The organism is uncultured Mailhella sp., assembly GCF_947631555.1.
Classification (GTDB): Bacteria; Desulfobacterota; Desulfovibrionia; order Desulfovibrionales; family Desulfovibrionaceae; genus Mailhella.
The window spans coordinates 1-18457 of record NZ_CANRLT010000050.1 but is presented as its reverse complement, the minus strand read 5'-3'; the positions used below and the strand labels follow the sequence as shown (position 1 = coordinate 18457).

Here is an 18457-nt window from a genome sequence, read left to right as displayed (position 1 = left end):
CGAACCTTCAACCCGTCAATTCTTCCCGCTGATTATGCCTTTCCTAATATTTCAACCTCTAATTATAACAGAGCCTTTCCTTTTGGCCGGGAAACCGCATCGCTCTGGTGTCCTTCAGTGCCTGAGCGAAGGCATCATTCTCCTCGATGGAAAAGCAACCGGATTCTTTGGCGTTCTTCTTTTCAGATGCGCAGTGTCCGCCGAGGGCCTTGACCGTACCCTCCACGGCCTCAAGAAAAAGAGCCTCGTCCGCGTCTCTCACGGCCTCTTCCCGTGCCTTGTCCTTCACTACGGTAGGGGAACGGCGGATCTTCCGTCCGGAGTCACGGCGGCTGCGGGAGGGAAAATCACGGGCGTTCAGCCGGGAAAAGGGATTGGATGGATCTTTGCTCATGCTTCCGCCTTTTGGGAGTAGTGAAAAAAACGGGAACGGGCGCGCCTGCGCGTTCGCCGGCGTATTTCTTCTAAGGATTAATCCCCTGAGCGCCTTTGTCAATCATCCTGATCCGCGCCTGTCCGAACATTTTTCCGGCAGGGGACGCTTTTCGCTCTTGGCAAAAGAAAAAGAAGCGACTATGAATAAAGAGCAACTCAGCCAAGAGGAGATACGAGATGAGTTCTTCACGTTCCGACGCCTATACTGCGGCCGGGGTCAATATCGACGCCGGCAACTCGCTGGTTTCCCGCATTAAATCAATGGTAGCCAGCACCCAGACGCACGGCGTCCTTTCCGATATCGGCGGCTTCGGCGGACTGTTTCGTCCCGACATTTCGGGTATGCAGTCTCCCGTCCTCGTCTCCGGAACTGACGGCGTAGGCACGAAGCTGAAACTGGCCTCGATGTTCAACAGACACGACACTGTGGGCATCGACCTTGTCGCCATGAGCGTGAACGACTGTCTCGTTCTGGGTGCGAAGCCACTGTTCTTCCTCGACTATTTCGCCTGCGGTGAGCTTGACGTGGATCAGGCGGCCACGGTGATCAGCGGCGTGGTCGAAGGCTGCCGTCAGAGCGGCTGCACTCTGCTTGGCGGCGAGACCGCCGAAATGCCCGGCATGTACGCCAAGGGAGACTACGACCTCGCCGGCTTCTGCGTGGGACTCGTGGACGGGCCAAGCATCGTGGACGGCTCCACCATCAGCGTGGGCGACGTCATCATCGGGCTTGGCTCATCGGGCATCCATTCCAACGGCTATTCCCTGGTACGCAAAATCTTTGAAGAAAGCGGCGCTAAGGCCGGCGACATCGTGCCCGGCACCGATCGAACCTTCGCCGATGTGCTGCTCGCCCCCACCATCATCTACACCGAACATGTGAAGACCGTCATGCGCGACATGCACGTCAAGGGCATGGTTCATATCACGGGCGGCGGTTTCTATGACAATATCCCCCGCGTCCTGCCCGCTCCGGTCTGCGCAAGCATCAGGTTCGGGAGCTGGCAGCGCCCGGCCGTCTTCGAATGGCTGAAAGAACAGGGCAAGCTCACCTGGCCGGAAATGCTGCAGATCTTCAACTGCGGCATCGGCTACATCATGATTGTCGACCGCGCCACGGCGGACGAGATCCTGCCTCGCCTCCAGTCCCTCGGCTCCAACGCCTGGGAAATCGGCGAAATCACCCGCCGCAAGGAAGATCAGGAGCAGGTGGAGATCTCCTTTGAATGATCTCCCGAGGCCCTGCCGCTATGTCGTCAGCGCCTGCCTTGCCGGGCAACCCTGCCGCTATGACGGCCGCTCCAACCTGCGCCCGGCCATAGCCGCCCTGGTTCAGGAAGGGCAGGCTTTGCCGGTCTGCCCCGAGGTTCTGGGCGGTCTGCCCGTGCCGCGCACTCCTTGCGAACAGCAGGGCGGCCGCGTTGTTTCCGCAGACGGGCAAGACCGCACCGCGGAGTTCATGACCGGGGCGGAAGCCGCCTTGTACATCGCCGAGGAGTATGGCTGCTCCGCCGCCATACTCAAGGCGCGCTCCCCTTCCTGCGGGTGCGGCCGCATCTACGATGGCACGTTCTCCCGCACCTTGACCGACGGCGACGGACTCTTCGCCGCCCTGCTGCGGAAAAAAGGCTTCCCTCTCTTCACCGAAGAGACGTTCTCCCCCGAAACACCTGCGGAACAGCCATGAAACGCGGCGTCCTGCTGGTTGCCTACGGCTCGGAAAGCCTGCGCGGGACGACGGCGCTCAAGCTGGTACAGTCGCTGGCGGAAGCCCGCTTCCGCCTTCCCGTGCGCTGGGCCTTCACCTCGGAGGCCATGCGCCTGCGTCTGGCGCTTTCCCGTACCAAATCCGACTCCGTGCTCAAGGCGCTCCACCGTATGCGCTTTGAGCGCTATACCCATGTGGCCGTGCAGTCCCTGCACCTCATTCCCGGCGAGGAATATTCCGCCGTGGCCGAAGACTGCCGCGCCGCCATGTCCGGAAGCCGCTTTCAGGTGAGCCTCGGCAGCCCTATTCTCTCTTCCGGGCCGGCCATGGAAACGGCCGCGCGCGCACTCATCCGCCATATCTCCCCGCTCCGCGCTCCCGATGAACCCGTCGTCTGCATGGCCCACGGCAGCCGGCAGGACTACTGCGCCCCGCTGTATGCGGAATGGACGGACGCCGTCCGCCGTCTGGACAGCATGGTACACATCGCCTGCATGATCGGCGAAGCGACTCTGGAAAATCTGCTCCCGATCCTCAAGGCTCAGGCGCCGGCCTCCCGCCGCGTCTGGCTGCTCCCTCTTCTCTCTCTTGTCGGCCGCCACACCCTCGAAGACATGGCCGGAGCCTCGGACACGTCCTGGAAATCCCGTATCGAAGCGGCCGGACTGTGCTGTCAGGCCGAACTGCGCGGACTGGCCGACGATCCTGCCTTCATCAATCTCTGGCTGGACAAGCTCGCCTCGGCTCTCGCCGCCTTCGATGCACCCCTGGAGGAGCGCCGCCCTTCTCTTTCCCCGCAACCCTAAGGAGTCTGCCATGTCCGTTTCCGTCATCTCCGCCGCAATGGAACAGAATCTTTCTCAAGGGTCCCTGATCCGGCGCATGTTTGAAGCCGGCATCGAACTGCGCAAAACATACGGTGCCGACGCAGTCTGCGACTTCAGCCTCGGCAACCCCGATCTCGCTCCGCCCGCCGAAGCGGCGCAGGCCATGAAGGAACTCGCCGCCCGCATGTCCGAACCCGCCATCCTTGGCTACATGCCCAACGGCGGTTTCGCCTGGGCGCGTGAAAAACTTGCCGCATGGCTCAGCAAACAGCAGAAGACGCCGCTCGAAGCCCGCCATGTCATGCTTGGCTGCGGCGCGGCAGGTGTGATGAACGCCTTCTTCCACACTGTCCTCGAACCCGGTGACGAAGTGCTGGTCAGCGCGCCCTTCTTCGGCGAATACCGCTTCTACGGTCAGAACCACGGCGGCATCCTGAAGTCCGTCCCCTGCCGCAGAGATGACTTCGGGCCTGACGCCGCCGCCCTCGAAGCCGCGGTCACGCCCCGCACGCGGGCGCTTATCGTCAACTCGCCCAACAATCCCTCCGGCGCCGTCTATTCCGAAGAAGACCTCAAGGCTCTGGCCGCCATGCTGGAAGGAGCCTCAAGACGCATTGGCCGCCCCATCTACCTGATCTCGGACGAACCTTACCGCTTCCTCGCCTACGACGGCATTGAAGTCCCCGCGGTTCTGCCCCTGTACGACCACGCCGTGATCATCAGCTCCTTTGCCAAGAACTACGGCCTGGCCGGAGAACGCGTCGGCTACATTGCGCTCAATCCCGCCATGGAACAGGCCGGAGTGCTCATGGATGGACTTATCTTCTCGAATCGCGTGCTGGGCTTCGTGAATCCTCCGGTGGTGGGTCAGTACCTCATGGCCGGATGCCTGGGCACGTCCACGGAAAAGGCCCTGGCCGTCTACACAAAACGCCGCAACACTCTGGCCGCCATCCTTGCGGACGCCGGTTATGAATACGTCCTACCGAAAGGCTCGTTCTACTTCTTCCCCAAGGCTCCGGGCGGAGACGACAACGCCATCGTGGAACGCCTGACCCAAAATCTGGTTCTTGCCGTGCCCAGCTCGGGCTTCGGCGGCTATCCCGGCCACTTCCGGCTGTCCTTTGCTGTGGAAGACGCCGTAATCGAACGCTCCGCTGAAGGCTTCCGCAAAGCCCTCAGAGGCTGACGCATCCCTGAAGCTCCGGGAACGGCTCTGCGGGGCCGTTCCCGCTTTTCTGAAGGCATAACTTTTATTGATAACATAAAGCATTTCTTAACTTTTTACGCATTCACGGAAATCTGAAAGCAGAGGAAACCTTTTTTCACGGTGGGAACATGCTGGAATATCTGCGTATCCGCGGCCTTGGGCTCATCGACGACATGGAGCTGGAATTCGGCGGGGGCATGAACGTCCTCACCGGCGAGACCGGTGCGGGAAAAAGCTTCATCCTCAAGGCCATCAACTTCGTCCTCGGCGAAAAGCTGAACGCGGAACTCGTGCGCCCCGGATGCGGCAAGGCCCAGGTGGAAGCCCTGTTCACCCGTACAGGCGAAGCCGGAGAGGAAGAAGTCATACTCCGGCGCGAGCTTTCGGCGGCGTCGGGCCGCAGCCATTTCTTCCTGAACGGTTCCCTGACTTCGCAGGACGCCGTGCGCGCCCTCCGGCCCGGTCTGCTTTTTCATGTAAGCCAGCACGGGCAGCAGAAACTGCTCCAGCCCTCCTACCAGGCGGAGCTTATCGATGCCTTTCTCAAAGATCCGGGAATCACGGCGGAAAAGGACCGTCTTCTCAGAGAGCTGAAAGAAGTACGGCACCGGCGTGAAGCCCTGCTTGCTCGCATTGCCGCGCTCAGTGAGAAGCGCGAACTTCTGGAAATGCAGCAGAAGGAAATTGAAAAGGTTTCCCCGGAAGAAGGCGAAGAAGAACGCCTGGAACAGGCCAAAACCGAACTCAGGCAGTCCGAACGCCTGCGGGAACAGTACGCCCGCGGACTCGAACTCATGCTGGGCGGAGAAGAACCCGGACTGGAGCCGCTTCTCGGTGAACTGGAACGCCTGCTGGACAGCCTTGCCAGGGAGGACGCCGGCTTCGCCCCGGCGCTGAACGCACTCATCGACTTTCAGGAAGAGACCAGGGAGCTGACCAGGCGCTTCAGAACCATCCCGTCCACGGAAAGCGGCATTAATCCCGACGCACTGGAAGCGCGCCTTTATGAACTCTCGCAGCTCAAGCGCCGCCTGCGCCGGAGCATCCCCGACATCCTCCGGCTCAAGGACGAAATTACGGAAAACCTCTCCTTCCTCGATGCCTGCGGCCTGGATCTGCACCGCCTGGAAAAACGGGAACGGGAACTCGCCTGCGGACTCCACATGGCGCTTCAGGAATGCAACGCCAAGCGTGCGGAAGCGGCAAAACGGTTCTGCTCCGCACTGGAACGGGAACTGGCCGGACTGGGCTTCTCCGAACACGTCCGTGTGGAGCCGGAGCATACGCCCTGTGAACTCTGGCCCCCGGTGGAAGACGGAGAAAAACAACTCTGTCCCGCCTGCATCGAGGAACGCTGGCGGCTCCTCTGGGCGCCCAATCCAGGGCAGCGCCCCCAGCCGCTGGACAAGATTGCGTCCGGCGGCGAACTCTCCCGCTTCCTGCTCGCCGTGGTGGGCATACGGCAGGCAGGGGAAGACGCCACGCTCATTTTCGACGAAGTGGACGCGGGCGTGGGCGGACTCACCCTGAACCGCGTCTCCGACAGGCTGGCGGCATTGGCAGAACGCCGGCAGGTTCTGCTCATCACCCACTGGCCGCAGCTTGCCGTGCGTGCGGCCCGGCATTTTCATGTGTTCAAGGAAGAACGGGACGGCGAAACCTTCACTCTCTGCCGGCCTCTGGATGCCCAGGCCAGAGCCGCGGAACTGCGCCGCATGGCGGGCGAGGAGGATTGCCGGGATCAGTCATGATGATAGGGGATACGGCGCAGCAGCGTTTCCGCCCGGTAGAGCTGTTCGAGGAGTACCACTCGGGCCAGCTCGTGCGGGAAGGTCTGAGGGCCGAAGGCCAGCAGACTGCGCGCCCGTTCCCGTACGGAGGCGTGCAGACCGAAGGGTCCGCCGATGATAAAACAGGGACGGCGCGTTCCATCGGTGGACATTCCGTCCAAAAAGCGGGAAAATTCTCTCGAGGTCAGGGAACGGCCCTGCTCATCGAGGCAGACCACCACATCCTGAGGCTCCAGCGCGGCAAGAATGCGCCGGCCTTCGTCTTCGATGCGTCCGGCGATGGGCAGCGCAGGGTCGGCATCGCGGATGATGGTGTCCGTCACCTGACGCCAGCGAACCAGCCGTTCCAGATAGTGGGCGGCGGCCTCCTTCCAGAAGGAGGCGCGCGGACGGCCTACCGTGATAATCCGTAAGGGTCTCAGACTCATGAGAAGACTATAAACGCAGCGCCTCACGGAGGCAAGTATGCCCCTTTCCCTTCCCGATGCGGTACGCGCTCTGAACGCCGGCGGCATCATCATCTACCCCACAGAGACCTTCTTTGGCATCGGCTGCCGTGCCGACAGCGAAGAAGCCCTCCTGCGGGTGTTTCAGATCAAGCGCCGCCCCCTGGGAAAGCCCTTGCCCCTCATCCTCGGCAGCCAGACTCAGCTCGCACTGGCCGTCTCCGTCCCGGATGCTCTGGCCGGGGACGTTGAAGACCTTGTCCGCTTCTGGCCGGGTCCGCTCACCCTGCTTCTGCCCGCCAAAGACGGCCTGCCCGCGCCGCTCACGGCCGGAACCGGCGTCATTGCCGTACGCATGAGTCCGCACCCCGTGGCTCAGGCTCTGGCAAAGCAGTGCGGCTTTCCCGTGGTTTCCACCAGCGCCAATGTCAGCGAGCGCCCGCCCGTTACGTCCGCCGCAGCGCTGGATCCCGACCTGCTGGCTGCGCTCGATCCCCGCAGAGACGGTGTCATCGACCTGCCGCCCGCTCCTTCCGGTGCACAGGCCAGCACCATAGTCCGGCCGCTTGGCGGCCGCCGTCTCGAACTCTGCCGCAAAGGAGCGTTTTCGGCGCTCCGTCTCCGCGAAACCGGTTTTACCCTGTCCTGTTGAGGAATATGCCATGCACCATCCCCGCTACTGCCCCTCCTGCGGCACACTTGTCGTCAAGTACAGCAACCCCACACCAACGGCCGACGTTGTCATTTACGATGAGACACGCGGCATCGTGCTCGTCCGGCGGGGCCATCCGCCGCTGGGCATGGCCCTGCCCGGAGGCTTCATCGAAGAGGGCGAGACGGCCGAACACGCCGCCGTGCGGGAAATGAAGGAAGAAACAGGGCTGGATGTGCGCCTGCTCGGTCTGCTGGGAGTCTATTCCCACCCCCTGCGCGACCTCCGCTGCCATACCCTGACCACGGTCTTCGTCGGGCGGCCGGAACGGCCGGAACTGCTCAAGGCCGGGGACGATGCGGCTTCGGCGGCGTTCTACCTCCTTGACGCCCTTCCCACCCCGCTGTGCTTCGATCATGCGCGGGTCATCGGGCACTTCCGCGACTATCTCGCAGGCCGCAGACCTCTGCTGCCCTGCGCGGAAGACCCAGACGCGACCTTCGGTGACATCCCTTACCTTCGCCCCTTTTGAGCATTCGGAGAACGCCGTATGTCCCGTTACCGCTCCTCCGTCAGCCAGGACGGCTGGCTCCGCGACTATTTCAGCAGCCGCACGGCCGGCGCGGAATTCATGCTGCCCTGGTTCATGGATACCTGCTTCACCGCAACGGCCCGTCTCAAGGCCCTGTTTACAGAACCAGAACTGAAAACCGTCATCGAGGCGCATAGAAACATACTCCTCGACACTTCCCATCTGCGCCTTGCCCACCTGCTCCTTCAGGTAAGCGAACGCTGTGAGCGCGAGGGACTGCATAAACACTACGGCGTGGAGCTTGCCGCTCTGGAAAACAAGTTCCGACAGCTCAACGACACGGAAGCCGCGGTGCTCATACTCTGGGCCGCCTCGTTCTGGCACGGTCCGTCCTGCAATGAAGCAGCCCTGGATCGCTATCTTTCCCCGAACGGATCCCGCTGACAGGCGCCGCTCATGGCCGGCAGCGCCCACAGCCGTCTGTTTTTCGTTTTCAGCGCGCTCTTCCTGCTAAGCGTGGCCGTGTACCTGTCCTTCAGTCTGCTCTGGCTTGCGCCCGTGCCGCGGCTCTGGTGCATGGTTCTGTCGCTGCTTCTCGTCCTGCTCTCGCAGTGCCTCACCGTGATGCACCTGCTCACGCTTCGAAAGCCGCCGCCCAATCTTCGCCTTATCCGTGCGGGCGGCTTCCTGTCCGCTTCGTTCATGCTGCTCTCCTGGCTGGTTCTGCTCCGAGATGCCGCCCTGGCTCTGCTCCTCGCGCTGAACACTCTCCACTTCGTCCCGGAAACAGCTTCTGCAAACCTGCTGGAGTTCTGCCTCTCCCTCCCCTTTGAGTCCGGCATAGCGGCGGCCAGCCTCGTCCTTGCCGCAGCGGGCATCTGCCGGGCGCTGCGCGTCCCCAAAGTCGTGCACAGAACCATCCGCATCCCCAGGCTCCCCACGGGACTGGAAGGTTTGCGTCTCGTCCACCTGAGCGATCTGCACATCGGCTTCACGTTCGACAAAACCTGGCTGGAAGCCGTGACCGCCAGGGTCAACGCTCTTGCTCCCGACTTCGTGTTCATCACCGGTGACCTTGCCGACGGCCCTCCGGAACGGCTGGTGGCAGAGCTTTGCCCCCTCTCCCGTCTGCGGGCCGCATGGGGTGTTCTCCTCTGTCCGGGCAACCACGACTACGGCGCGGGACTGCGGGACTGGACTGCTGTCTGGCGCTCCTGGGGACTGATTCCCCTCGTCAACGAACACAGGGTATGTTGCCTACACGGCGAAACGCTCATTGTGGGCGGCGTGGCCGATCCCTGCGCCGCACGCTTCGGCCTTGCACTCCCCGATGTGGACAAGGCGTTTCAGAACGCGCCGAAGGGCTTCCGCATACTTCTGGCCCACCGCCCCGGCGACGCGGCAAAGGGCGCAGGACAAGGCTGCGGACTCCTGCTCTCCGGGCACACCCACGGCGGGCAGTTCTTCTTTCTCTATCCCCTCGTCTCCCGCCTGAACCACGGCTTCCGATCGGGACTCTACCGCCTCAGCTCTATGTATCTTCACGTCTGCCCGGGCACGGGCATGTGGGGTCATGTGCCCATGCGTCTCGGCGTGTCCGCCGAAATCAGCCTGCTGGAACTGCGGCGGGAAGACGGCTGAACCCGCACGGGACATACGTCCTTTCATGCAGACAGGTGCCGTTTCCAAAACTTTTTTGTGTCAGGCAGTAGCTTTTTTGAAAAAACTGGCCTACTTCATTAAAGACCCGTGCAGCGCTTTCCCCGGAGGGGCATGACGCCGGCGGGTCAGTATCTGCAGAAAGGAGAACCTCAATGGCAGGGAAAAAAAGTGAGTTCGGATTGATCATCAAACTGCTGATCGCTCTGGCAGCAGGAGCGCTTCTGGGACGCGTGGCCGGCGTACCGGTCATGGACGCCGTCGTTTCCGTCAAGTACGCCCTGGGACAGATCATCTTCTTTGTCGTGCCGCTGGTCATCATCGGCTTCATCGCTCCCGCCATCATCCGGCTGGGCCGGAACGCCAGCAAAATGCTTTTCGTGGCCGTGGCTCTGGCCTACCTCTCCTCCATCGGCGCGGCATCGTTCTCGGCGATCTCCGGCTACATCATCATCCCCCATCTTTCCGTCCCCACGCAGATTCAAGATCTGGTCGCCCTGCCCAAGCCCTCCTTTGTCCTCGATATTCCTCCGCTCATGACCGTGATGTCGGCGCTTGTCACGGCGCTCCTTCTAGGCATAGCCGCCGCGTGGACCAGGGCCGAGACCATCAGCCGTGTGCTTACCGAACTGGAAGGCATCATGACGGCCGTTGTGACCCGCATCGTCATTCCCCTCCTGCCCTTCTTCGTGGGGGCCACCTTCTGCGAACTTTCCTATGAAGGCAGGCTCACGGTACAGCTCCCCATCTTCCTCAAGATTATCGGCCTTGTCATCATCGGCCACTATATCTGGCTGGCCGTGCTCTACGCCCTGGGCGGAGCCGTTTCCGGGCGCAATCCCGGCAAGGTGCTGCGCTACTACCTGCCCGCCTACCTCACAGCCGTGGGAACCATGTCCAGCGCCGCCACACTGCCCGTGTCCCTGTCGTGCGCCCGCCGTTCCCCTGTACTCAGCCGCACCATCACGGAATTCATGATTCCTCTGGGAGCCACGGTGCATCTATGCGGTTCCGTGCTGACGGAAACCTTCTTCATCATGACCATCAGCCTCATGCTCTACGGCAGTCTGCCTTCGGTAGGACTCATGGCGCTGTTCATCGTGCTTTTCGGCGTCTTTGCCGTGGGAGCGCCCGGCGTACCCGGCGGAACGGTCATGGCCTCTCTGGGCCTCGTGATCAGCGTGCTGCACTTTGACCCTGCGGGTGTGGCTCTGCTCCTTGCCATCTTTGCGCTTCAGGACAGCTTCGGCACGGCCTGCAACGTGACCGGCGATGGCGCCCTGGCCCTGATGCTGGAGGGACTCTTCAACCGCGAACAGCAGCTTGATTCCACCTTCGGAACCGGCGAATAAGAACCTCAGCTCAAGAAAAAAGGGCCGTTCTCCGAAGCTGGTTCGGGGAACGGCTCTTTTCTGTCCGCAGAGCGGCTGCGCTGTCTTCGCCTTTTGGGTCAGCGGGATCGCTGCCGGTGTCCGCCGTCAAGATCGGTATCCGCAAGCCTTCTGATGTCGGCGTCTTCGGAAACACGGATAAGCGTACCCACTCCGGCGCGCCATCCAGCTTCGATGTCACTCTTCTTGTCGCCGATGAGAATGCACCGCGGCAGGTCAAGGCCGTGTTTCTTCGCGGCCTTCAAAATCATTCCCGGTGCAGGCTTGCGGTCTTCCGAGGCCATGCGGTACGGCTCCACTCCGTCTTCATGGTAGGGGCAGTAAAACACATCGTCCAGGGGGCAGCCCTGGCGCACGAACTCCGCCTCGATATATTCCATGAGCTTCAGATAGTCCTGTTCGGTGTAATACCCCTTGGCTATCCCCGCCTGATTGGTCACGACTATCAGCTTGTATCCCTTCTCCCTGGCCTTGCGGCACAAGTCAAAGATGCCATCTATGAACTCGCAGTCCTCAATACGGCAGACGTAGTGCCTGTCCACGTTGATAACGCCGTCCCTGTCCAGAAAAAGCGCCTTGTTCTTCCCCACGACCGACTCCTTTGCCACGCCGCGAATGCGTCCGGCCGGAACTCAGTCTAACACAGGAAGGATCGGACAGGAAGAGCGCTTCTTCCGCCCGCGCCTTCCGCTCCCCCATCGGCCGTCAGGCTTCTCAGCGGTACAGACAGCCCTTTCTGTTTCCTTCCGCCTGAACCATTAACGAAAAAGCCACCCGCGGACGGATGGCTTTTATCGAACCTTTTTTGAAAAAAGGTTACTTCACGGCTTCCTTCAGTGCCTTGCCGGGCACGAACTTCACCACGGAGCACGCAGGGATGTCGATCCTTTCGTTGGTACGGGGATTGCGGCCCGTGCGGGGAGCGCGCTTCACAATCTTGAAGCTGCCGAAACCCATCAGGGTCACGGAATCACCGGAAGCGAGGCATTCCGCCACCGTGCTGATCACCGCTTCAAGAGCCTGTTCGGTCTTCACCTTCGTTTCCAGTCCGCTCTTGGCGTATACCTTTTCAACCAATTCAGCCTTTGTCATAAATCCAGCCTCCAAAAAATTTTGACCTCTCATGAAGCCTTGTTTTTTCAGTAGAATAGGAATGACTTTCTGTCAAGCCGCATACTCCGGCAAAACAGAGTTTCCCTAAAAAGACTCTGAAAGAAAACGGCGTTCAAGCATTTCCGGCCTCATCGGCCGCCCGATCAAATCCGCTGCTGCCGGCCTTTTGCGAGTCTGACCCAGGTAAGTTCATGCTTGTTGCAGGAAAGATGCATCACCAGAGAACCAGGGATGCTGCGGAAGTCCTGCACCGCCTCGTGATCCGTCCGCCCCTGAAGTTTGACGGTGCAGACAAAATTTGCGGCAGCTTCGGCCTCGAGCCACTTCCGGACAAGTCCAAGCAGCCGTTCCGGATAGCAGGCCATGTCGGAGAACACCCAGTCAACACGGCCCGTTGTCTGCGGTTCCAGTGCGAAGCCGCTGCCGAGGCAATGCTCCACGCCCTTCATGGCGGCCACCTGTGGCGCGAGCGGCGATTTGTCGATGCTGAACACGTGCGCCCCCAGGGAAGCCAGCACCCAGGTCCAGCCTCCGGGAGCAGAGCCAAGATCAAGGCACAGTTCTCCCGGCTGCGGCGCTTGCCCCAGCAGGGTAAACACTTCCCAGAGCTTGAGATAGGCGCGGCTCGGCGGATGAACGCGGTCTTCCTCGAAAAAAACTTCGCCGTCGGGGAAGGGAGAGCTGCACCGGGCCGAGAGCAGCAGTGTGTCGTGATCCCACAGCGTCCACGCTCCGAGAGGAGAAGCGGGCGCACTCTCACCGAAGCGCAGGGGGCGGGCCTTCACCGGCGGGAGCTGCTGCCGTATCAGTTCAGCACGGCGGTGGAAATCCACGGGATGAAGGTGCCAGTTGCGCTGCACGGCCTTGAGCCGGCGCACGGCGTCTCCCACGGAAGCGATGGGGAGAAAGAACGGCTCCAGCCAGATATTCTGCGCCCATGCCGCGGGAAAGAAACCGTCGGCCAGGACGAGGCGTTCACGAACCTCTCGCACCTGTACGCCGGCAAGCTCCAGCTCTTCCTGAAGCTCCCCTTCAAATCCCCGTGCGGCAACGTAGACGATGAAGGGCTTATTTGACATTGGGGAACAGCTTTGCGGCCTGCTCACGCAGCCTGAACTTCTGAATCTTGCCGTTGGCCGTTCTGGGAAAGTCCTGCACCACGCCTACATAGCGGGGAATCTTGTGCCAGGCGATGCGGCCGCGGCAGAAGTCGCGCACATCTTCCGGCCGCACGTCCTGCCCCTCTCTAGGAATGACGAACGCCGCCACGTCTTCGCCGTAGCGCCGGGATGGTATGCCCAGAACCTGCACATCGCGCACACTCGGCATATGCATAAGAAATTCTTCAATTTCGCGGGGATAGATATTTTCACCGCCGCGCACTATCATGTCCTTGATGCGGCCGGTGATGTACAGGTAGCCGGAGGCGTCCATGACGCCAAGGTCGCCGGTGTGCAGCCAGCCTTCCCGGTCAATGGTCTCCGCCGTGGCTTCAGGCATATGGAAATAGCCCCGCATGACGCTGTAGCCCCGGCAGCAGATCTCACCCTGCCGGCCCACCGGCACAACGCGCCCCGTAAAAGGTTCGCGCAGCTCCAGCTCAATGCCTTCCAGAGGACGCCCCACGCTCCGGCAGCGGTGTTCGTCGCTCTCGCTGATGCCGGTCATGGTGATCACCGGTGAACATTCCGTCAGGCCGTAGGGGATGACCACGGCGTCCACATGCAACGCGGCCATGACCTCGCGGATAAGCGGTTCGGGGCACACCGAGCCGGACATGAGTACCGCCCGCAGGCTGGAAAAGTCATACTGCGGGAAACGACGATGCCCCAGCATGGACACATAGGTCGAGGGTACGCCGTACATGATGGTGCCCTTTTCTTCCTGAATGGCGGCCATGAGCCGTTCCGGAGAAAAGGTTTCGAGGATGATCATGGTCGCACCGTGGGCGACGCAGGCCAGTACGCCCACCACGCAGCCCAGGCAATGGAAGAGCGGCAGAGGGATGACCACGCGGTCGCGCTCGGTAAGCTCCTCGCGTCTGCCGATGGAATAGCCGTTGCAACCGATCCCGGCGTGCGTGAGCAGAACCCCCTTGGGAAAGCCCGTCGTGCCGGACGTGTACTGCATATTCACCACGTCGTGAGCCGAGACACCTGCCTTGCGCGCTTCATAAGCCGCATCGGAGACCGCAGCGGCGCGGTTCAGCACCTCAGGCAGCGGCAGAATGCCGGGATGGGGAGTTTCCCCCAGGTTCAGCACCCGGCGCAGATGCGGGAAACGTTCGCTTTTCAGTTCACCTGGAGCCTGTTCCTGAAGTTCGGGCACCACGCGGTAAAGCGCGGCCATGTAGTCGTAATCGAGAAAACCGTCGATGCAGACAAAGGTCTCGCACTCAGACTGACGGAGCAGGTAGTCGAGTTCGCTGTCGCGGTAATTGGTATTCACGGCCAAAAGTGTGGCCCCAATGCGGGCCGTGGCAAACATGAGCGCCACCCAGTTGGGCACGTTGGTTGCCCAAAGCGCTACCTTTTCGCCTGGCTCGATGCCAAGAGCCATGAGCCCTTTGGCCAGGACGTCCACGCCGGCGGCAAATTCACTCCAGGTCTGGCGGGTGTTGTGTCCTATCTGAACGAGAGCCTCCCCATCGGGAAAACGGCGAACCGTATCGTCGAGTATTTGTCCGAGAGTGCGCTCTCGCAACGTAGAGTCAAGCATGATCCTGTTCCTTGAAAAGTCCGGGAGCGGAAAAGACGAGCGCACCAAACGGTGTGCTTCACCTGCCGCACGGTCGCTCCTTGCGGAGCCGCGGGCCTCTCCTCAATCTTTGCCGGCGGGCCGCCGTTCCCTCCAGGAGGGCCTCTCCACGGCGGCACGAAGTGCTAAGGCTATGCCATCTCCCACGAGAACTCAAGAAAAAAAGCGGCCGTGCGGCTCTTTCCCTGGATCGCAAGGGGCGCTATACTTCCCAAAGAGGCCACATGAAGGAAAGACACATTTATACCGTCACCGGGCAGGTACAGGGAGTGGGCTTCCGCCCCTTCATCTTCCGCGAGGCCGCGGCGCTGAAACTCACGGGCTGCGTGGGCAACACTCCCGATGGCGTACGCATCGAGGTGCAGGGCGAAACGGAGGCGCTCGCCCGCTTCCGCTCCTTTCCTGAACGCCTTCCGGCCCTTGCCCGTATCGCCTCTCTGCGCGTGGAACGTGCGCCGCTGCAGGAAGAAGCGGGATTTGTCATCCAATCTTCGGCGCAGGGCGGACATCGCGGCCATTCCGTCCTTGTCAGCCCGGACATGGCTCCCTGCGAGGACTGCCTGAAGGACATGGCGGACTCTGAAAACCGACGCTTCGGCTACGCCTTCACCAACTGCACCAACTGCGGCCCGCGCTACACCATCACCCGTTCCATCCCCTACGACAGGCCCGTCACCAGCATGGCCTGTTTTCCCTTCTGCCCCGACTGCGCCGAAGAATACCACGCCCCAGCAAACCGGCGCTTCCACGCTCAGCCTGATGCCTGCCCCGTGTGCGGACCCATGCTCTGGCTGGAAGGGCCCCTGCCGCCTCACCCCTGGCAGCGGCCGGAAAACGCGGAAGAAGCCCGGCTCTATGAAGAGCGCCGGAAGCGTTACGCTCTGCCGCAGGACGCCGTCCTCGGAAAAGCGTCCGTGCCGCTTCTGCTCCAGGCGCTGAAGCTGGGACGCATCGCCGCCGTGCGCGGTCTGGGCGGCTTCCATCTGGTCTGCGACGCGCTCAACGCCGGGGCCGTCGCCGAATTGCGCCGCCGCAAACGCCGCCCGCACAAGGCCTTGGCCGTCATGGTTCCCAACCTTGAAACCGCGGCCCGCTTCGCCGTACTCAGCGAGGACGCCCGCGCACGGCTGACTTCTCCACAGCGGCCCATCGTCATCTGCCCGCGCCGCAGGGACAGCGCCCTGCCGCCGCTCCTCGCGCCGGACAGCAGGGACATCGGTCTCATGCTGCCTTCCACGCCGCTGCACCATCTGCTCTTTCATCCGGAATGGGTTAAAGGCCAGCCCGGCGACGCCCTGTCCGCACTGGTCATGACGTCCGGCAATCCCCCCGGCGCCCCCCTGTGCCTGGGGAACCGTGAGGCCGGAGAACGTCTCACGGGCATCGCCGATCTCTTCCTCTGCCACGACCGCGACATCCTTGTGCGTGTGGACGATTCCGTTGTTTTTCCGGCTCGTCCCCTTCCTTCGGGCACGGAAACCCCGGCCCTCATGGTGCGCCGCGCCAGAGGCTTTGTTCCCTCACCCCTCACCCCGTCCTGCCTGAACGGACTGCCCCCGCAGGACAGTGTTTTCGCTGCCGGAGCCGAACTGAAGCACAGCTTCGCCCTCAGCCGGGGCAGCGAGCTTTTCCTCAGCCAGCACATCGGCGACCTCTCCCGGCCCGGCTGCCTCGACTTTTTCCAGGAAACGCTGAAACATCTGCTGCGGCTTCTGGAAGTCCACCCCCGCCTCGCCGTCCGCGACCTGCACCCCGACTATGCGTCCAGCCGTCTGGCCGAAGCCTTCGCCAAAGCGCGGGGGATTCCGGTACTGTGCCTTCAGCATCACGCCGCCCACATCTGTGCGGTCATGGCCGAACACGGCTTGAGTGAACCCGTGCTCGGTCTGGCGCTCGATGGCTCCGGTCTGGGTGAGGACGGCACGATCTGGGGCGGCGAACTTCTGCTCGTGGAGCCGGGACACTGGAAACGTCTGGGGCGCTTCTCTCCCTTCGACCTACCCGGCGGCGATGCCGCCATACGTTCGCCCTGGCGCACCGCGGAATCACTGTGGCTGGCCGCGGGACTGCCCGAGGTTGAACGTCCGTGGTCAGGAGAGCGGGCTGCGCTTCTGCCCATGCTCGACGAAATGCTGAAACGGCGTGTGCGCTGCGTCCCCACCTCAAGCTGCGGCCGCCTCTTCGACGCCGTGTCCGCCCTGTGCGGGGCCTGCTTCGACATCAGCTTCGAAGGGCAGGCCGCCATCCGCCTGGAAGCGCTTCAGGACTGGAACGCTTCGGGCGCCTACCAGCTCCCCGTCATCGAACGGGGCGGGCTGCTGGAGGCCGATGCCCTCGCACTGTTCCGTGAAGCTGCCGCCGACAGGTTTCAGCCCGCCGTGCTGTCGCGGCGCTTCCACAGAGGACTGAGCCTGGGGCTGGCCCGCTGGGCACGCATGGCCGCCGACAGCACAGGCATTACACGGGTAGCCCTTGCCGGGGGCGTCCTCAACAACGCCGCGCTGCGGGGCGAACTCCCCAGGGAGCTGCGCGCTCTCGGGCTTCAGCCTCTGCTTCCAAGTTCCTTCACGGCCGGAGACGGCTCCATCTCCCTGGGACAGGCGTTCTGGGGCGCACTCTCTCTGCGGAATGGGGAACTCTAGGTGTCTTCCCTTGTCCCTTACCTTTCTCTCATTCTTCCCCTTTCCCCGTCTTGCCGCCAGCCCGGCAATAATGTAGCAAAGCCCTTCAGGGCGGGTGGGGCTCTATCGGCCTGAAGGCCGAGGTCTCAAACCATAAAGGAAGTAAGATGAAGGCCCGGACGCACCTTGCCCCATGCCTCGCAGACTGCGCTCCAGGCAACGAAACACCCAGGACTTCCTTCCGCGAAACATCACCTTAATAATGATAAAAGTTCTGCGATCTTGCCATCAACGCGAAATCGCTGAAACAACGCCAGAGAGTTATTCAACATATCCGGGGAACGCGTGACGATTTGGGTTCTACGTCTGAATCGCCCAAGCCAGTGACGCTGCAAGGCATTGTGTTGTTCTCTTTTGAAGGTATGTTGTTTTCCCTGCCGTAAGCGTTGACTTCCCACCACATCGGCATAGCACACATAAAATCGGAATATACTCTTTCAGCTCGCCATACATTAAGTCTGCCAAAAAATTCAGTTAAGGTTTTGGAACTACGATCACCACATTGCCAGCCGATAAGTTTTCGAGTGTTATGATCAATAGCTTTCCAGATCCGGATGTGATCTTTTTTTTATTGATATAGGAAACCATTTCATCAACTTCTATTTCTTCAATATTTGCCTGGGATTCATTTTCGGCAAATTTGTCATAAAACATCTTTATCCATCTCATAACGCTTTGAGTGCTCACGCCGATAATTTTTCCGATCATAGTCATGGATAGCCCGGAAAGATAAAGAACAAGGGCAAGGATTTTATCCTTCATTGGTTTTCCATGAGGAGTTTCCCGCGTAAACTGGAATCCACATTCCTTACATTTATAACGTTGAACTCCAGCGACAGACCCATTTTTAACAAATGCCTCAGAACCGCATTTACGGCAATGCATCCCGGTACCCTCCGTTTTTTTTGAAGGATAGCATAATCTCAAACCTTTGTCATTGTAAAAGTTAATGTCTCCCATACGCGGCTTCCGTCACATCGTTCAACAAAAAAAGAGAGATAGGAAGCACATCGTCCTTGGCGTCCTCCAGCTCCCGAAAGGCATCCAGTACCTTCACATCACTTGTACGTCGGTATTGCCTTTGCCATGGCAATTTCATTGACCACCTGCGGCGTAAAAGGTGGAAGGCAAACAGACAGCAGTGTTCCAGGACGCTGTGCAACGCCAAAATTATTTTCGAAGGCTCTGTTATAATTAGAGGTTGAAATATTAGGAAAGGCATAATCAGCGGGAAGAATTGACGGGTTGAAGGTTCG

The 18457-nt window shown here is 61.1% G+C and carries 19 protein-coding genes; 11 read left to right on the top strand and 8 right to left on the bottom strand.

The window, feature by feature from the left end; all coding sequences use genetic code 11:
* Window positions 1–58: 58 nt before the first annotated feature.
* A complete protein-coding gene (locus Q0Z94_RS07840; protein WP_298068473.1) occupies window positions 59–394 on the bottom strand; it encodes a hypothetical protein in 336 nt (111 codons plus the stop codon).
* A gap of 218 nt (window positions 395–612) precedes the next feature.
* Here Q0Z94_RS07840 and purM point away from each other — a divergent pair, with 218 nt between their 5' ends.
* From purM to Q0Z94_RS07815, 5 genes are all read left to right on the top strand, one after another.
* Entirely contained in the window at window positions 613–1665 is a 1053-nt protein-coding gene (gene purM, locus Q0Z94_RS07835) for a phosphoribosylformylglycinamidine cyclo-ligase (protein WP_298068470.1), read from the top strand.
* Entirely contained in the window at window positions 1658–2122 is a 465-nt protein-coding gene (locus Q0Z94_RS07830; RefSeq protein WP_298068468.1) for a DUF523 domain-containing protein, read from the top strand. Before purM ends, Q0Z94_RS07830 begins: the two co-directional genes overlap by 8 nt.
* Window positions 2119–2949 carry a sirohydrochlorin cobaltochelatase gene (locus Q0Z94_RS07825; RefSeq protein ID WP_298068465.1) on the top strand — a complete coding sequence of 277 codons (831 nt, stop codon included), beginning with the start codon at window positions 2119–2121 and terminating at the stop codon, window positions 2947–2949. The genes Q0Z94_RS07830 and Q0Z94_RS07825 overlap by 4 nt, the downstream gene beginning before the upstream one ends.
* A 10-nt stretch (window positions 2950–2959) precedes the next feature.
* Window positions 2960–4159 carry a pyridoxal phosphate-dependent aminotransferase gene (locus Q0Z94_RS07820; RefSeq protein WP_298068463.1) on the top strand — a complete coding sequence of 400 codons (1200 nt, stop codon included), beginning with the start codon at window positions 2960–2962 and terminating at the stop codon, window positions 4157–4159.
* 149 nt (window positions 4160–4308) lie between these two features.
* A complete protein-coding gene (locus tag Q0Z94_RS07815; RefSeq protein WP_298068460.1) occupies window positions 4309–5931 on the top strand; it encodes an AAA family ATPase in 1623 nt (540 codons plus the stop codon).
* Here Q0Z94_RS07815 and Q0Z94_RS07810 read toward each other — a convergent pair.
* The gene (locus Q0Z94_RS07810) at window positions 5922–6398 is read right to left on the bottom strand and encodes a 23S rRNA (pseudouridine(1915)-N(3))-methyltransferase RlmH (RefSeq protein ID WP_298068458.1); all 477 of its coding nucleotides are present in this window, start codon (window positions 6396–6398) and stop codon (window positions 5922–5924) included. The genes Q0Z94_RS07815 and Q0Z94_RS07810 overlap by 10 nt on opposite strands.
* 37 nt (window positions 6399–6435) lie before the next feature.
* On the opposite strand from Q0Z94_RS07810, the gene Q0Z94_RS07805 reads away from it, so the two are divergent.
* The 5 genes from Q0Z94_RS07805 to Q0Z94_RS07785 all read left to right on the top strand — a co-directional run bounded on the left by Q0Z94_RS07805 (window position 6436) and on the right by Q0Z94_RS07785 (window position 10611).
* The gene (locus Q0Z94_RS07805) at window positions 6436–7068 is read left to right on the top strand and encodes an L-threonylcarbamoyladenylate synthase (RefSeq protein WP_298068456.1); all 633 of its coding nucleotides are present in this window, start codon (window positions 6436–6438) and stop codon (window positions 7066–7068) included.
* Between the two features lie 10 nt (window positions 7069–7078).
* Window positions 7079–7600: an NUDIX hydrolase gene (locus Q0Z94_RS07800; protein ID WP_298068455.1), complete on the top strand. Its 522-nt coding sequence runs from the start codon at window positions 7079–7081 to the stop codon at window positions 7598–7600.
* Between the two features lie 18 nt (window positions 7601–7618).
* Complete coding sequence (locus Q0Z94_RS07795; protein WP_298068454.1) at window positions 7619–8044, top strand: hypothetical protein; 426 nt, start codon at window positions 7619–7621, stop codon at window positions 8042–8044.
* A gap of 12 nt (window positions 8045–8056) precedes the next feature.
* Entirely contained in the window at window positions 8057–9241 is a 1185-nt protein-coding gene (locus Q0Z94_RS07790; protein WP_298068453.1) for a metallophosphoesterase, read from the top strand.
* A 173-nt stretch (window positions 9242–9414) separates the two neighbouring features.
* Window positions 9415–10611, top strand: a complete 1197-nt coding sequence (locus tag Q0Z94_RS07785) for a dicarboxylate/amino acid:cation symporter (RefSeq protein ID WP_298068452.1) — start codon at window positions 9415–9417, stop codon at window positions 10609–10611.
* Window positions 10612–10709: 98 nt separating this feature from the next.
* Here Q0Z94_RS07785 and Q0Z94_RS07780 read toward each other — a convergent pair whose 3' ends face one another.
* From Q0Z94_RS07780 to Q0Z94_RS07765, 4 genes are all read right to left on the bottom strand, one after another.
* Complete coding sequence (locus tag Q0Z94_RS07780) at window positions 10710–11240, bottom strand: HAD family hydrolase (RefSeq protein ID WP_298068451.1); 531 nt, start codon at window positions 11238–11240, stop codon at window positions 10710–10712.
* A gap of 226 nt (window positions 11241–11466) precedes the next feature.
* Window positions 11467–11742 (bottom strand): HU family DNA-binding protein, encoded by a 276-nt coding sequence (locus Q0Z94_RS07775; RefSeq protein ID WP_298068450.1) that lies wholly within the window; start codon window positions 11740–11742, stop codon window positions 11467–11469.
* A gap of 164 nt (window positions 11743–11906) precedes the next feature.
* Window positions 11907–12842: an SAM-dependent methyltransferase gene (locus tag Q0Z94_RS07770; protein WP_298068449.1), complete on the bottom strand. Its 936-nt coding sequence runs from the start codon at window positions 12840–12842 to the stop codon at window positions 11907–11909.
* The gene (locus Q0Z94_RS07765) at window positions 12832–14481 is read right to left on the bottom strand and encodes an AMP-binding protein (RefSeq protein ID WP_298068448.1); all 1650 of its coding nucleotides are present in this window, start codon (window positions 14479–14481) and stop codon (window positions 12832–12834) included. The genes Q0Z94_RS07770 and Q0Z94_RS07765 overlap by 11 nt, the downstream gene beginning before the upstream one ends.
* A gap of 263 nt (window positions 14482–14744) precedes the next feature.
* On the opposite strand from Q0Z94_RS07765, the gene hypF reads away from it, so the two are divergent.
* Window positions 14745–17162, top strand: coding sequence for a carbamoyltransferase HypF (gene hypF, locus Q0Z94_RS07760; RefSeq protein WP_298068447.1), 2418 nt, complete (start codon window positions 14745–14747; stop codon window positions 17160–17162).
* Between the two features lie 513 nt (window positions 17163–17675).
* Here hypF and Q0Z94_RS07755 read toward each other — a convergent pair.
* Together Q0Z94_RS07755 and Q0Z94_RS07750 are read right to left on the bottom strand one after the other, a co-directional pair.
* Complete coding sequence (locus Q0Z94_RS07755; RefSeq protein ID WP_298068446.1) at window positions 17676–18161, bottom strand: helix-turn-helix domain-containing protein; 486 nt, start codon at window positions 18159–18161, stop codon at window positions 17676–17678.
* A gap of 98 nt (window positions 18162–18259) precedes the next feature.
* A partial coding sequence (locus Q0Z94_RS07750) for a hypothetical protein (RefSeq protein WP_298068445.1) occupies window positions 18260–18457 on the bottom strand: 198 nt, incomplete at its 5' end.

What these genes read in the sequence shown, in the direction of transcription:
- Q0Z94_RS07765 (WP_298068448.1), bottom strand. Translation starts at nt 14,481, where the DNA reads ATGCTTGACTCTACGTTGCGAGAGCGCACTCTCGGACAAATACTCGAC.
- Q0Z94_RS07795 (WP_298068454.1), top strand. Translation starts at nt 7,619, where the DNA reads ATGTCCCGTTACCGCTCCTCCGTCAGCCAGGACGGCTGGCTCCGCGAC.
- purM (WP_298068470.1), top strand. Translation starts at nt 613, where the DNA reads ATGAGTTCTTCACGTTCCGACGCCTATACTGCGGCCGGGGTCAATATC.
- Q0Z94_RS07775 (WP_298068450.1), bottom strand. Translation starts at nt 11,742, where the DNA reads ATGACAAAGGCTGAATTGGTTGAAAAGGTATACGCCAAGAGCGGACTG.
- Q0Z94_RS07825 (WP_298068465.1), top strand. Translation starts at nt 2,119, where the DNA reads ATGAAACGCGGCGTCCTGCTGGTTGCCTACGGCTCGGAAAGCCTGCGC.
- Q0Z94_RS07770 (WP_298068449.1), bottom strand. Translation starts at nt 12,842, where the DNA reads ATGTCAAATAAGCCCTTCATCGTCTACGTTGCCGCACGGGGATTTGAA.
- Q0Z94_RS07810 (WP_298068458.1), bottom strand. Translation starts at nt 6,398, where the DNA reads ATGAGTCTGAGACCCTTACGGATTATCACGGTAGGCCGTCCGCGCGCC.
- Q0Z94_RS07785 (WP_298068452.1), top strand. Translation starts at nt 9,415, where the DNA reads ATGGCAGGGAAAAAAAGTGAGTTCGGATTGATCATCAAACTGCTGATC.
- Q0Z94_RS07805 (WP_298068456.1), top strand. Translation starts at nt 6,436, where the DNA reads ATGCCCCTTTCCCTTCCCGATGCGGTACGCGCTCTGAACGCCGGCGGC.
- Q0Z94_RS07755 (WP_298068446.1), bottom strand. Translation starts at nt 18,161, where the DNA reads ATGGGAGACATTAACTTTTACAATGACAAAGGTTTGAGATTATGCTAT.
- Q0Z94_RS07840 (WP_298068473.1), bottom strand. Translation starts at nt 394, where the DNA reads ATGAGCAAAGATCCATCCAATCCCTTTTCCCGGCTGAACGCCCGTGAT.
- Q0Z94_RS07790 (WP_298068453.1), top strand. Translation starts at nt 8,057, where the DNA reads ATGGCCGGCAGCGCCCACAGCCGTCTGTTTTTCGTTTTCAGCGCGCTC.
- Q0Z94_RS07815 (WP_298068460.1), top strand. Translation starts at nt 4,309, where the DNA reads ATGCTGGAATATCTGCGTATCCGCGGCCTTGGGCTCATCGACGACATG.
- Q0Z94_RS07820 (WP_298068463.1), top strand. Translation starts at nt 2,960, where the DNA reads ATGTCCGTTTCCGTCATCTCCGCCGCAATGGAACAGAATCTTTCTCAA.
- Q0Z94_RS07800 (WP_298068455.1), top strand. Translation starts at nt 7,079, where the DNA reads ATGCACCATCCCCGCTACTGCCCCTCCTGCGGCACACTTGTCGTCAAG.
- hypF (WP_298068447.1), top strand. Translation starts at nt 14,745, where the DNA reads ATGAAGGAAAGACACATTTATACCGTCACCGGGCAGGTACAGGGAGTG.